At 45.6% G+C, this 13,529-nt stretch carries 10 protein-coding genes; 5 read left to right on the forward strand and 5 right to left on the reverse strand.

Annotated features, from left to right (window positions below; translation table 11 throughout):
• Positions 1-199 precede the first annotated feature (199 nt).
• Positions 200-2,197 carry a putative bifunctional diguanylate cyclase/phosphodiesterase gene (locus tag E2K93_RS07830; protein WP_135438566.1) on the forward strand — a complete coding sequence of 666 codons (1,998 nt, stop codon included), beginning with the start codon at positions 200-202 and terminating at the stop codon, positions 2,195-2,197.
• Positions 2,198-2,308: 111 nt separating this feature from the next.
• On the forward strand, positions 2,309-3,394 hold the full coding sequence (locus E2K93_RS07835; RefSeq protein ID WP_135438567.1) for a GGDEF domain-containing protein: 1,086 nt from the start codon (positions 2,309-2,311) through the stop codon (positions 3,392-3,394).
• 77 nt (positions 3,395-3,471) lie between these two features.
• Here E2K93_RS07835 and rep read toward each other — a convergent pair whose 3' ends face one another.
• A complete protein-coding gene (rep, locus tag E2K93_RS07840; protein WP_135438568.1) occupies positions 3,472-5,502 on the reverse strand; it encodes a DNA helicase Rep in 2,031 nt (676 codons plus the stop codon).
• A gap of 162 nt (positions 5,503-5,664) precedes the next feature.
• On the opposite strand from rep, the gene ubiK reads away from it, so the two are divergent.
• On the forward strand, positions 5,665-5,931 hold the full coding sequence (gene ubiK, locus E2K93_RS07845; RefSeq protein ID WP_135438569.1) for a ubiquinone biosynthesis accessory factor UbiK: 267 nt from the start codon (positions 5,665-5,667) through the stop codon (positions 5,929-5,931).
• A gap of 52 nt (positions 5,932-5,983) precedes the next feature.
• On the opposite strand, the gene ilvA is transcribed toward ubiK, so the two are convergent.
• The 3 genes from ilvA to E2K93_RS07860 all read right to left on the reverse strand — a co-directional run bounded on the left by ilvA (position 5,984) and on the right by E2K93_RS07860 (position 10,500).
• Positions 5,984-7,495 (reverse strand): threonine ammonia-lyase, biosynthetic, encoded by a 1,512-nt coding sequence (gene ilvA / locus E2K93_RS07850; protein WP_135440436.1) that lies wholly within the window; start codon positions 7,493-7,495, stop codon positions 5,984-5,986.
• 93 nt (positions 7,496-7,588) lie between these two features.
• Entirely contained in the window at positions 7,589-9,445 is a 1,857-nt protein-coding gene (ilvD, locus tag E2K93_RS07855; RefSeq protein WP_135438570.1) for a dihydroxy-acid dehydratase, read from the reverse strand.
• A gap of 128 nt (positions 9,446-9,573) precedes the next feature.
• Positions 9,574-10,500, reverse strand: a complete 927-nt coding sequence (locus E2K93_RS07860) for a branched-chain amino acid transaminase (RefSeq protein ID WP_135438571.1) — start codon at positions 10,498-10,500, stop codon at positions 9,574-9,576.
• 177 nt (positions 10,501-10,677) lie between these two features.
• Between E2K93_RS07860 and E2K93_RS07865 the strand changes: the two genes are divergently transcribed.
• Together E2K93_RS07865 and E2K93_RS07870 are read left to right on the forward strand one after the other, a co-directional pair.
• A complete protein-coding gene (locus E2K93_RS07865) occupies positions 10,678-10,896 on the forward strand; it encodes a hypothetical protein (protein WP_135438572.1) in 219 nt (72 codons plus the stop codon).
• A 167-nt stretch (positions 10,897-11,063) separates the two neighbouring features.
• Complete coding sequence (locus E2K93_RS07870; protein ID WP_135438573.1) at positions 11,064-12,602, forward strand: YifB family Mg chelatase-like AAA ATPase; 1,539 nt, start codon at positions 11,064-11,066, stop codon at positions 12,600-12,602.
• Here E2K93_RS07870 and ilvY read toward each other — a convergent pair.
• Positions 12,599-13,489, reverse strand: coding sequence for an HTH-type transcriptional activator IlvY (gene ilvY, locus E2K93_RS07875; RefSeq protein ID WP_135438574.1), 891 nt, complete (start codon positions 13,487-13,489; stop codon positions 12,599-12,601). The two genes, E2K93_RS07870 and ilvY, sit on opposite strands and share 4 nt — an antisense overlap.
• Between the last annotated feature and the right edge of the window lie 40 nt (positions 13,490-13,529).

A 13,529-nucleotide genomic window follows, 5' to 3' on the forward strand; every position in this document is an offset into this window, starting at 1 on the left:
TATTGCCTCAAACTTACCATAATTAATCATTGTTAATCCTCAAGAAAGTCAGAGTTTTTCTATACTATAAGCATATTTAACGGTGCTGAACTTGGCGTTGTGACGGTTGTTCACCTACACTAGAAACTCAGGGTGTTTATAAGCCCATATAATCGATAAATTAACCGGGTAAACGCTCTTTGATGGAACAAGGAACTTGATGCTAACTGGCAAAGGCACTTCGCCTGCTAAACTAAAACAATTACTGGGTCGATACAAAACAACCAAAAAAACCCAGACAGGATTATTAGAACTCGCTGAGCTTTGTAGCACAGTGACAGATATGGCTGTGTTTTACCCACAGCTTCAAGCCATTATTCGCCGTTATTTCCCTGCCAAAAATCTATATATTCAGCAGTTCACTCAAGGCAATCAATTGCAAGCCGATCATTACTACGTTGATGAGTTGAATTGTTCGCCGATAGAACAACAACTGACACCAGATGTGGTCGAGTTTATTACCTCCATCGCCAAGCCGGTGTTAATCAATCATGATACCGTGAGCATTTGGGAGCCTGACAGCAGCATTGTCGAACGACCATTTCCAAAGCGACAAAAGCACACCCACTTGGTTGATGTATGGTTAGCAGCGCCGCTATTAATTGATGATGTGATTATCGGTATCATTGGCATCAAAGGGTTTATTAACCAGAATAAACAAACCGCGGTTAACCTTGAGCTGATTCGTTTTATCGCCCGTATTATTGCCGCTGCGATTCACCGCAACAAAGCCAGTGAACTGCTCAAAATGTACAGTAAAGACGTCGCAGACATTGTGTTTGCGAAAACCCAGCATCTACAAAAGAGTAACTTGAGTTTACGTCAGCAAGTCGAGCAGAAACGCAAAAGTGAACTGAAATTATATTATGATGCCCATCATGACGCGTTAACTAAATTGCCGAATCGCGCGATGTTTACCGACCGTCTTGAACATGCCATTAAACACATCAAACGTCACCCAAATCACCGTTTTGCGGTACTGTTTATCGATATCGACCGCTTTAAAGTGATTAACGATACCCTTGGTCATCATGTGGGTGATTTATTATTGATCGAAATCGCCAAGCGTATCCTTGAATGCATTCGTGGCAACGATATTTTGTCTCGCCTTGGTGGTGACGAGTTCGTTGTTTTACTCGATAGCCTGGCACACAATGACGATGCTGAAGACATTGCAGGTCGTGTTATTGAAACCATCAAGGCACCTTTCGAACTGGAAGGAAACAACCTTTATACCAGTGCCAGTGTAGGTATTGCCATTTGCGATCATAAATACCAAAGCGCAACGGAAGTGCTTCGCGATGCCGATGCCGCCATGTACCAAGCTAAGTCAATGGGTCGTGGACGCTTGATGTTTTATGATGAGTCAATGCGTGAAGAACTGCTCTGTAACCTTAACCTTGAACAGCAATTGCATAAGGCCATTATTAACGACGAATTCAGTCTGTTGTATCAACCAATTTGCGAATTACAGTCGAAAAAAGTCATTGGCTATGAAGCATTGTTGCGTTGGCAGCATCCTGAACATAAACAGATGACACCTGACGCGTTTTTGCAGATCGCCGAAGATAGCGGCTTGATCATTGATATTGAGCACAGGTTAATGCAACAAGTCGCTGAGCAATTAGAACAATGGCAAGCGCAGCAAGAGAACTTGTTTGTCAGTATTAATTTGTCTGGTAAACATTTGCAGCATAACAAGCAGACTCGAGCCTTGATAAAACTGATCAGAGATAAGCTGGTCGAACCCGAAAATCTTATTATCGAATTTAATGAGAAAGCTTTTAATGAGCAGGCAAAACAAACATTGCAGAATCTCAAGCTGCTTCAGCAAACCGGAGTGCGCCTAGCGCTCGATAACTATGGCAGTGGCTTATCATCACTTAATTACTTGAATAATTACCCATTCAAGCTGATAAAACTGGATCAACAATTTGTCCGCTCTTTTGTAAATAACGATAAGAATCTACAACTTGCCAAGTCATTGGTGAGTTTAGGGCAAAGTTTTGGCTTTAATCTTGTCGCAGAGGGTCTGGAAAATAAACGCCAATGGCAAAAAGCCATCGATGCCGGTTGTCAATTTGGTCAAGGCTATTACCTCGGCCAGCCAAAATTGTTAAACGACAAACAAGATGATGACATCGACCATTGCGCTTAACACTTTACATAGCGTTAAATGCCCACTCAATATGATTTCCCATAATACATTGTGTATCTTTGTCTGGAAAAGGTAGAATCAATACTTCACCTTCTCTAGCAAAGTGGCGCTATGCTTAAACAGATTGTTCAATATGGTACAGAGTTGAAGCCGTTTCATCAGGCTGCACGAATTCGCATGTCTAATTACGTGTCTATTTTTACTGTATTCATTGCCCTTAGCTATTCACTACTTTATTTGCTGGTATTAGGTAAACCGCTGGTCGGCATTATCAATCTTACCTTCACTTTCGCTTACGCCATTGGCCCCTGGCTGATGAAGTATAACCGTATCTACTTAGCGAAGAATTGGTTCTTTGGCGTATTGCTATTGCATTTGTGGGTAACCACCAATGTCTATGTTGATAACCAATCTGGCATGCATTTGTATTATTATTTAGTGCCTACCGGGGTGTTCTTATTATTTGATACGGCGCAAATCAAAACCAAAGCCTTGCACAGCATTGCCGCCATCGCCTTATTTTTCTATTGTGAAAATGTGCCTAACCCACAGCCATTAATTGTGCTTGATGATGCCATGAACCATGCGATTTATCAGTCCGTGGTACTGTTTACCATGGTCGAAGTGATTATCGTCTTAGTTTTATTCTCGCGCCAATCACGGGTGTATGAGAATCAGCTCAGCATCTATGAGACAACCGATATGCTCACCGGCTGTACCAATAAGCAATACTTCTTAATTGAGTCAGCAAAGCTGTTTAACGATGCCCGCAAAGCCCAACGACCATTAAGTTTAATGGTGGTGCTTATTAGTGAATCACAACAGATGATTAAGAACTATGGCCACCAAATCACCGAACAATATACGCGTCATGTCGCCGATAAGTTAAAGTCTTTGGTCGGAGAAGGCATGTTATTAGCGCGAGTCAGCGATCGAGGATTTGCTCTAGTGATGCCGGAAACCACCTTGGTAGAAGGTAATTATTTACAAGATCGTATTCAGAATATATTTGCTGATGATGTCATGCCCGTCGCACAACTTAAGGTACAAGCGCCGATTCATACGGGCATCAGCGCCATGTTATCGGATGCTGACGACGTCGAAGAGTTATACCATCGCGCCGAATTAGATATGCTAAAGCAACAACCTGAGCACAAACCTGCCGCGACGGTGGTTGACAAATTAATCACCACCTAATGTTAATGGCCTAATGTTAACCACTCAGCGTTAGAGACCTCGCGTTAACGGCCTGATGCTAAAGATTTTAAGCGAGGTTACTCTGAACTGCTTTTTTGTGCCAGCATAGCGCGTAAGCCAGCCACTCCAGCCTTGCCTTTGGTTTGTGTTTCCTGCGCACTTTGTTTGCGTTTGCCACTTTGTTCCCATTGCAAATCGTCTTGCGGCATTTCATACAAAAAGCGTGATGGCTCGGTACGAATCACTTCACCGTACTGACGACGCTCCTGTGCATAAGTGAAAACAAGTTCACGTTTCGCTCGAGTAACGCCAACATATGCCAGACGACGTTCTTCTTCAACGTTGTCCTCATCAATACTGGTTTGGTGCGGTAACATGCCTTCTTCCATGCCAATCAGATAGACATAAGGAAACTCCAAACCTTTAGAGGCATGCAAGGTCATAAGTTGTACCTGATCCGCGTCGTCTTCATCTTCGCCGCGCTCCATCATGTCACGTAAGGTTAAGCGAGTTACCACTTGCGCTAATGTCATCGGCTCATCACGTTCCGTGCCTTCGAGCATATCGGTCACCCAACTAAATAAGGTGGTGACGTTTTTCATGCGCATTTCCGCAGCTTTAGGGCTTGGCGAGGTATCGTACAGCCAATCTTCGTAGTTGATGCTTTGAATAAAACTACGCAATACCGCCGCGCTGTCACCTCGGTTGGCGTTATCTTCTGTTTCAACAATCATGCGACCAAATTTTTGCACCGCAGCCAAACCACGGCCAGACAAAGATCGCTCCAAGTCAGGGTCAAAACTGGCGGCAAACATACTGATTTGTTTGATATTGGCAAAGCTTCCCAGCTTTTCTAATGTTGCTGGACCTATTTCACGCTTTGGCACATTCACAATACGCAAAAAGGCATTGTCGTCATCGGGATTAACGATAAGACGCAAGTACGCCATAATGTCTTTGATTTCCGAACGCGAGAAAAACGACGTGCCGCCACTAATCTTGTACGGAATACGGTTTTGCATTAACACCTTTTCAATCACTCGCGACTGAAAATTACCGCGATAGAGAATGGCGTAATCTTTGTACTTACTTTTGTTTAGGAAGCGATGTCCCAGTAATTCACCGGCGACCCGTTCAGCTTCATGATCTTCGTTTTTGGTTTTAACCACTCGCAACTCAGGACCATAACTTAATTCACTAAACAGTGATTTGTCATAAACATGCGGATTATTGGCAATCAATACGTTGGCGCATTTGAGTATACGGCCACTGGAACGATAATTTTGTTCCAACTTGATCAACTTCAAATTGGGGAAATCTTTACCTAATAACACCAGATTTTGCGGCTTCGCACCACGCCATGAATAGATAGACTGATCGTCGTCACCAACCACGGTAAAGCGTGCACGTTCGCCAACCAAATACTTAACCATCTCATATTGACTGGTGTTGGTATCTTGATATTCATCGACTAACAGGTACTGAATCTTTTTCTGCCAGCGTTGTTTTACCTCATCATAATTGCGTAATAACAAGGTTGGAATCAAAATCAGATCATCGAAATCAAGTGCGTTATAAGCACGCATATGTTGATGATATCGTTGATAAAACTCAGCAAACAAAACCTCATCGGCACCGCTAGCGCGTTTTAATACGCTATCCGGCAACAACAGGTCATTTTTCCAATTGGAAATCGTGCTTTGCAACCGTGACAAGAGTTCTTTATCGCCATCAAGTTCTTTTTCGGTAAGCTCTTTTAATAATGCCAAGGTGTCTTGGTCATCAAACAGAGTAAAGCCGGGTTTAAAGCCTAATATTTTTAGCTCACGACGAACAATATCTAGCCCCAAAGAGTGAAAGGTCGAGACCGTTAGACCACGACTGAGATCGCGACCGAGCATTTTGGTCATCCTTTCCTTCATCTCACGCGCCGCCTTATTGGTAAAGGTCACCGCAGCGATATTACGCGCCTTGTAATCACATTCCTGAATAAGGTAGGAGATTTTCTGACAGATAACACCGGTTTTACCTGAGCCGGCACCAGCAAGCACTAGGCAGGGCCCACTCACATAATTTTTGGCTTCGTTCTGTCTGGGGTTGAGTTGCATAAAAGACAATATTGGTTGATCAACAAAAAACAAATTTTACTTGGTTTTCGATGTTGATCATAGAATTTTAGCGCCATCGATGACTATTATTTCGCTGATTCGCTACCATTTAGGATAATCAGGCAGTATTATTGTCACAGTCGTAAAAATGAGAGTAACAAGATGATCAACGCCAAGAAAATTGAAGACATAGCCAAACAAATCACCGAGGCGATCCCTCCTCAGGTTAAAAATGTCGCCAATGATTTTGAAAGTAAGGCTAAACAGGTACTGCAAAGCAAGCTCTCACAGCTTGATGTGGTCAGCCGCGAAGAGTTTGACGTACAGACTCAAGTGTTAATTAAGACACGCGCAAAGCTTGATGAGTTAGCCGCTAAAGTCGCTGAACTTGAAGCCAAATTAAACGACGAAGACTGTTGTAACGACTAAGTCATAAGGGCTAAGTTATTAGAGCTAAGTCATTAGGGCTAGGCTGCCTGGCCTAATCCCCTAAAAACAGCTGATATGCCGGGTTGTCGGTTTCTTCTTTAAACTGATAACCCAAGTCTTTCAAGTGGCGGAAAAACGCCAGCTCGTCGTCATCTTGCACCTGCACCCCGGCTAGCACCTGGCCAAATGCTGCACCATGGTTGCGGTAATGAAACAACGATATATTCCAATGCTCACCTAAAGTATCGAGAAACTTCTCTAATGCACCTGGATGCTCGGGAAATTCAAAGCTAAATAATCGCTCATCAACGGTATCATGGCTAGAGCCACCAATCATGTATCGCACATGCAACTTAGCCAATTCATTATCGGTCAGATCATTGACTTTATAACCACTGCTGCGCAAATCAGCAACGATGTCTTGCAACTCTTGCTTGCCTTCAGTCAGTCGCACGCCGACAAAAATATGGGCATTATCTGACTTACCGTAGCGGTAGTTAAATTCGGTGATGGCTTTACCACCCAAGGCTTTGCAGAATTGACGAAAACTGCCCTTTTGTTCCGGAATTTCAACCGCTAATACCGCTTCTTTTTGCTCACCCAATTCACATCGCTCAGAAACATAACGCAAAGAGTGGAAATTCATATTGGCGCCAGATAGCACCGCCGCCAATTTTTCATTCCCTTTGGAGGTTTGGCAGTATTTCAATAAACCAGCTAGCGACAATGCCCCTGCAGGCTCGGCAATAACTCGAGTTTGTTCGAAAATCTCTTTAATCGATGCACAGATTTCATCACTGGAAACGGTGATAACCTCATCGCAAAAATGGCGGATTAATGAAAAGGTATGCTCACCAATGCGTTTTACTGCGACCCCGTCAGCAAATAGACCAACATGACTAAGATCGACAGGTTTACCAGCGTTTAACGCCGCAGCTAAACAGGCGGAGTCTTGTGCTTCGACGCCGATGACTTTTACCTGAGGGTTCAATTGTTTGATGTAAACCGCCATACCGGCAAGCAAACCACCGCCACCAACAGGCACAAAGACCACATCCGCATCCGGTAACTGCTGCATTAATTCTTTGGCAACGGTACCTTGACCAGCAATCACATCTTCATCGTCAAAAGGATGAATCATGGTTTTTTGCTCGTCAGCCGCCGCCAACAATGCCGCTTGCGCCGCTTCATTAAAGCTTTTACCGATTAAACGCACTTCGCCGCCAAAGCGACGTACATTGTCGACCTTAATGTCAGGGGTGGTGATTGGCATCACTATGGTTGCCTGCACGCCAAGACGTTTTGCCGCCAAGGCCAAGCCTTGCGCATGATTACCAGCAGATGCGGCAATAACCCCCAAAGACTTTTGCTGTTCGCTTAACTGACACAAACGGTTGTATGCACCTCGCAATTTAAACGAGTGCACAGGTTGTTGATCTTCACGCTTTAAATAGATGTCATTGCCGGTTTGCAGCGACAGTCGCGACAATTCCGTTAATGCGGTTTCTACCGCCACATCATAAACTGGCGAGGTTAGAATACGGCGTAAATAATCCAGTCCCATTTCATTAACCGCGAGTTGTTCATTGGCGGTTAGCGGCACGTTATCAGCGTGCCATGAGCCTTGGTTTGCATCGGTATCAGCCATAACTGGCTCCTAGTCTTGCTCGTCGAGTAACTGGGTATTACGCACCGCGCCCATATCGGCACTGGTGGCTAACATTGCGTAGGTCTTAAGTGCATAACTGATTGGTCTAATACGATGGACCGGCTTAAAGGCGTTCTTGCCTTTTGCTTGCATCGCCTGACGACGTTCAGCCAAGACTGTATCATCGATTTCAAGGTTGATTTTACGGTTAGGAATATCGATGGCAATGGCATCACCATTTTCAATAAGTGCTATCGCGCCACCGGCAGCGGCTTCAGGAGACACGTGACCAATTGACAGACCTGAGGTACCACCTGAGAAGCGACCATCGGTTATCAACGCACACTTGGTGCCCAAGCCCATCGATTTCAAATAGGTCGTAGGGTACAGCATCTCTTGCATACCTGGACCGCCTTTAGGACCTTCATAGCGGATAACAACCACGTCACCTTCAACAACCTTACCGCCAAGAATGCCTTCTACCGCATCATCCTGACTTTCAAATACGTGGGCAGTACCATTAAAGACTAAATTTTCTGGGGCAACACCTGCTGTTTTCACAATACAGCCATTTTCAGCAATATTACCAAACAGCACCGCCAAACCACCGTCAAGGCTAAAGGCATTATCTAAACTACGAATACAGCCTTGCTCTCGATCAACATCGAGGTTGTCCCAACGACAGCTTTGTGAGAAGGCTTGCGTAGTACGAATGCCGGCAGGACCTGCGCGATAAAAGGTTTTTACCGCTTCATCGTCCGTCACTGCGACATCATACTTGCTGAGCAATTCTTCTAACGAGCTACACAATACATTGCGCGCCGAGGTATCGAGTAAACCCGCCCGAGCCAGTTCACCTAAAATACCCACCACACCGCCGGCACGGTGCACATCTTCCATATGGTATTTTTGCGTGCTTGGGGCAACTTTACACAAATGCGGCACTTTGCGAGATAAGCGATCAATATCACTCATATCAAAATCAACATCACCTTCAATCGCTGCCGCCAATAAATGCAACACCGTATTGGTCGAGCCGCCCATGGCAATATCGAGACACATGGCATTTTCAAAGGCACGCTTGGTGGCAATATTGCGTGGCAATACCGAGTCATCGTCGCCAAAATAATAACGCTTAGTCAGCTCAACAATTTGTTCGCCAGCTTTTAAAAACAGTTGTTCACGATCCGCATGGGTAGCCAGCATTGAACCGTTACCAGGCAGGGCTAAACCAAGTGCTTCGGCAAGACAGTTCATACTATTGGCGGTAAACATGCCCGAGCAAGAACCACATGTTGGACACGCTGAGCGTTCAATTTGCGCCGACTGTTCATCAGACACACTTGGATCGGCGCCTTGAATCATGGCATCCACCAAATCCAGTTTTATGATTTGCTCACTGAGCTTGGTTTTACCGGCTTCCATAGGTCCACCGGACACAAACACAACCGGTATATTAAGACGCATTGCCGCCATTAACATGCCTGGGGTGATTTTGTCACAATTGGAGATACAAACCATGGCATCAACACAGTGCGCATTGATCATGTATTCCACTGAGTCGGCAATCAGCTCGCGAGATGGCAATGAATACAGCATGCCGGAATGACCCATGGCAATGCCGTCGTCAACGGCGATGGAATTGAATTCTTTGGCGACTCCGCCGACTTTTTCTATGGCGCCAGCAACCAGCTGTCCCATATCTTTGAGATGTACATGACCAGGAACGAATTGTGTGAACGAGTTTACAACCGCAATGATCGGCTTTCCAAAATCATCATCGGTCATACCTGTGGCGCGCCATAGGGCACGGGCGCCGGCCATATTTCGGCCCTGCGTAGAAGTTGCCGATCTCAATTTAGGCATAGTGTTTTCCTTAAAACCAAAAAATTTGTTTTATACCAGGACAGGCTTAACGCCTGCCCTGTGAACACCTGCCTGAATCAGAGATCAACTTAGTTGGAGATAGTTGAAACCTGAATTAACGAGACAGGTTATTTAACAGGGTCTAACCAACCCCATTTGTCTTCTGTGCTACCGTCAAACAAGCCAAAGAATGCATCTTGTAGCTGCTTGGTGATTTCACCACGTTTGCCAGTACCGACGGTCATACCATCAACGGTACTTACCGGTACGATCTCTGTCGCTGTGCCACACATAAAGAATTCATCGGCAAGGTATAGACCTTCACGAGCAATTAACTCTTCACGTACTTCATAGCCTAGCTCTTTTGCCAGCGTGATTACCGTATCACGGGTCAAACCAGGCAAGATTGAACAGGTCGCCGGTGGCGTGTAAATAACACCTTTGCGTACCAAGAATAAGTTCTGACCTGCGCCTTCACTGACGTAGTTGTTTACGTCAAGAGCGATGCCTTCGGTGTAACCGTGACGCGCCGCTTCACGTGAAATAAGTTGTGAAGAAAGGTAGTTACCACCCGCTTTAGCGCCAGTTGGCATGGTGTTTGGCGCCAAACGATTCCAGCTTGATACACCAACATCAACACCGCTTTCCATAGCATCAGCACCTAGATAGGCATCCCAGCTAAACGCGGCAATCATCAAATCAGCGATGGCATCATCTGCTGGACGCAAGCCCATACCGATATCACCAAGAAACGCCAATGGGCGCAGGTATGCAGATTTCAAACCATTTTCAGCGACGGAATCACGACACGCTTGCATCACTTGATCAACCGAGAAAGGAATGTTCATACGATAAATCTTGGCAGAATCGAACAAACGCTCAATGTGCTCACGATGACGGAAAATACACGTACCTTTGTGCGTGTCATACGCACGGATACCTTCAAATACTGATGAACCATAATGAAGAGCATGACTCATTACGTGTACCTTGGCATCACCCCAAGGCATCAAATCACCATTAAACCAAATTTGCTCAGCGTTTACTTTAGCCATTGTTTTTTCCTAACTATTTGTCGTGTCTGGCCACAGGCCTGAATTTTGCTGGCACCGATCTTCAACATTTTTATGCTCTATGTCGACCTTTTTAGTCAATTTGGTCAATTTTATTTCGACTTTTTTGTCCACTTCTGGTGACACTTGCTCTGTTACCCTTATTTTTCAGGAATAACTATGCAAGAAAAAATAAACCCCCCGGTTCTTATCGAAGCGGGGGGTTGTAACATCGGCAAACCGAATCAACAACGCACCCGCGTGTGGAGAATAATCACCACGCGAATTAGTTTAATCAGTTCAAGTTTGCTAAATTTCATACCAGTTTCTTTTATTTTCGTTTTAAGTAACGACAAAGCAAAAATCGCCATTAATGCCCTGTCAGTAACGATTCATTAATATTTAGCATAGCTGATTCTGCGATACAAGATATTTTTTATAACTATTTAAAACCATTAAAAGCGAATAGTTATGCATGCAATTCAACTCAAAATTCAATTTTACAGTTATCACCATTGCCAACTAGACTTAATAGTGTAGGGAAAACATCTTGATAAGGACATCAAATGAGTTTAGCCAGTATTTACAGTCGTGCCCGTATTGGTCTCGACGCACCGCAAGTATGTATTGAAATTCACCTCAGCAATGGCTTACCGGCATTTCACATGGTCGGCATGGCAGAGACCTCGGTAAAAGAAGCGAAAAACCGAGTACGCAGTGCCATCATCAATTGTGGCTTTGAGTTTCCACAAAAGAAAATCGTCGTCAACCTCGCGCCGGCAGACTTACCAAAAGACGGCGGCCATTTTGATTTGCCAATCGCCGTCGGTATCCTAGTCGCATCGCAGCAATTGCCAAAAAACCAAATCGACGATTATGAGTTTGCCGGTGAACTGGCACTGAATGGTCAATTACGAAAAATCGTTGGCGATATTCCTATGGCAATGGCGGTGAGAGAGGCTAACCGGCAATTGTTTTTGCCAAAAGCCAACGCCGCGCAAGCCAGTCGAGTTGACGGTGTGGCGATCATCGCCCTGCAGCGCCTTGATCAGTTATTCGCGCATTTTAGTGGTCAGCAACGGTTACCATTGCATCAGCAAGCCGAAGATGCCGCTGCTCAACAAGTCCTCAAACCACCATGCCACTCTGCCGATATGCAAGATGTCATCGGCCAACCGCTTGCCAAACGCGCACTCGAGCTTGCTGCTGCCGGCTCACACAACCTGTTGTTTATCGGCCCACCGGGCACCGGTAAAACCATGTTGGCATCACGTCTACCTGGCATATTGCCCGCCATGTCCGATGAAGAATCACTACAAGCGGCGGCAATTCAATCGATTTGCAGCGATGATTTTGATACCAGCCGATGGCATATTCGGCCATTTCGCGCGCCGCACCATACCGCGTCATCAGCAGCCTTGGTTGGCGGCGGTTCAACGCCGATGCCCGGTGAAATATCCTTAGCCCACAACGGCATTTTGTTTCTCGATGAACTGCCTGAGTACGATCGCAAGGTGCTTGATGTATTGCGCGAGCCAATGGAGTCTGGCGAAGTGACTATTTCCAGAGCGTTACACAAAACCACCTACCCGGCTCAGTTTCAATTGGTGGCGGCAATGAATCCCAGCCCAACCGGTTTTTACAGCGATCGACGCAGCACCCCTGAGCAAATATTACGCTACCTCAACAAACTGTCCGGGCCGTTTTTAGACCGTATTGATATTCAGCTAGAAGTGGCTCGTCTACCCAAAGGCGCTTGGAATCAAGCCAATGGCAATGAAGAGAGTAGTGAGATTATTCGCCAACGTGTGGTCGCCTGTCGCCAGCGGCAATTAACACGCCAAGGCAAAGCCAATGCCCACCTAACCAGCCCACAGCTAAAGCGTTACTGTCGATTGGTCGATGACGATGCTGAGTTTCTTGATTTGGCGATGGAAAAACTCGGTCTGTCGACCAGAGCACATCACAAAATTCTAAAAATTGCCCGTACCATTGCCGATCTTAAACAACAAACCGAGATACATCGCGCCGATTTAGTCGAAGCGTTAAGCTATCGAGCCATGGACCGGCTGATACGTCATTTGACCGAAAGTGTTGGCCCTTAATCCGCAGTGTTGTTTTGCAACGATTGATAAAATGCTGCTATCAAGGGTTCGCTGCGACGCTTTTGCTGACAACAAAGTCCAAGCACAAATGGCGCAATAGCGACATCACTGGCTAACGAGCGAATGCGCTCTTTAACTGGGCTGTTGTCAATTACCACCTGTGGCGCGATACCAATACCACAGCCAAGCGCCACCATAGATACCAAGGCTTCATGGCCGGATACCGTGGCGTAGACCTGTGGTTTACTGACCCCATGCGCCTTTAAAAATCGCTCAAAGCGTTGTCGTGCAGGGCCGTGATCGGGAAAAATAATCGGTAACTGTTGCCATTGCCCGCCGTCATCGAGTTGCCGTGTTATCTGACAATCTATGGTGGGTGCGATCAGCGTTAGTGGGATATGTGCTAAGTCTTGAAAGCACACCGCGTCGGATTGTTTATCATCCTGCGCGGCAATGGCAAGATCGGCTTGCCCCTGCAACACCTTGTCTATGGCGTCATTGGCATTACCGGTTTGCAGCATGATTTCCACTTTCGGATGTTGGCGACGAAAACCATCAAGCATGCCAGGCAAATGCGAATAGGCCGCGGTCACCGAGCAATAAATGGTTAATCTACCGCTTAATTCGTGCTGGTCTTTGGCTAACGCCAATGCAAATTGTTGCCACTGAGCCAATTGGGCCTTGGCAAAGTCACGAAACTTTTCACCGGCATCAGTCAATATGACGCTGCGATTATCACGAATCAGCAAGCGTAAACCAATGTCATCTTCAATACGCTGAATCATCCGCGACAAGGTTGACGGACTGACATGATGTGCCTGTGCCGTTTGGCCAAAATGCAACGAATCACACAAGTGCACGTATACTTGTAATAACTTTTTATCCACAGCCAGCCCTTAAAAACCAACATTATTTCACATAATGAAA

Source organism: Thalassotalea sp. HSM 43, assembly GCF_004752005.1.
In the GTDB taxonomy this organism is placed as follows: Bacteria; Pseudomonadota; Gammaproteobacteria; order Enterobacterales; family Alteromonadaceae; genus Thalassotalea_A.

What these genes read in the sequence shown, in the direction of transcription:
- ilvA (WP_135440436.1), bottom strand. Translation starts at nt 7,495, where the DNA reads ATGGGACTGGATTATTTACGCCGTATTCTAACCTCGCCAGTTTATGAT.
- E2K93_RS07870 (WP_135438573.1), top strand. Translation starts at nt 11,064, where the DNA reads ATGAGTTTAGCCAGTATTTACAGTCGTGCCCGTATTGGTCTCGACGCA.
- ilvD (WP_135438570.1), bottom strand. Translation starts at nt 9,445, where the DNA reads ATGCCTAAATTGAGATCGGCAACTTCTACGCAGGGCCGAAATATGGCC.
- rep (WP_135438568.1), bottom strand. Translation starts at nt 5,502, where the DNA reads ATGCAACTCAACCCCAGACAGAACGAAGCCAAAAATTATGTGAGTGGG.
- ubiK (WP_135438569.1), top strand. Translation starts at nt 5,665, where the DNA reads ATGATCAACGCCAAGAAAATTGAAGACATAGCCAAACAAATCACCGAG.
- E2K93_RS07860 (WP_135438571.1), bottom strand. Translation starts at nt 10,500, where the DNA reads ATGGCTAAAGTAAACGCTGAGCAAATTTGGTTTAATGGTGATTTGATG.
- E2K93_RS07835 (WP_135438567.1), top strand. Translation starts at nt 2,309, where the DNA reads ATGCTTAAACAGATTGTTCAATATGGTACAGAGTTGAAGCCGTTTCAT.
- E2K93_RS07830 (WP_135438566.1), top strand. Translation starts at nt 200, where the DNA reads ATGCTAACTGGCAAAGGCACTTCGCCTGCTAAACTAAAACAATTACTG.
- E2K93_RS07865 (WP_135438572.1), top strand. Translation starts at nt 10,678, where the DNA reads ATGCAAGAAAAAATAAACCCCCCGGTTCTTATCGAAGCGGGGGGTTGT.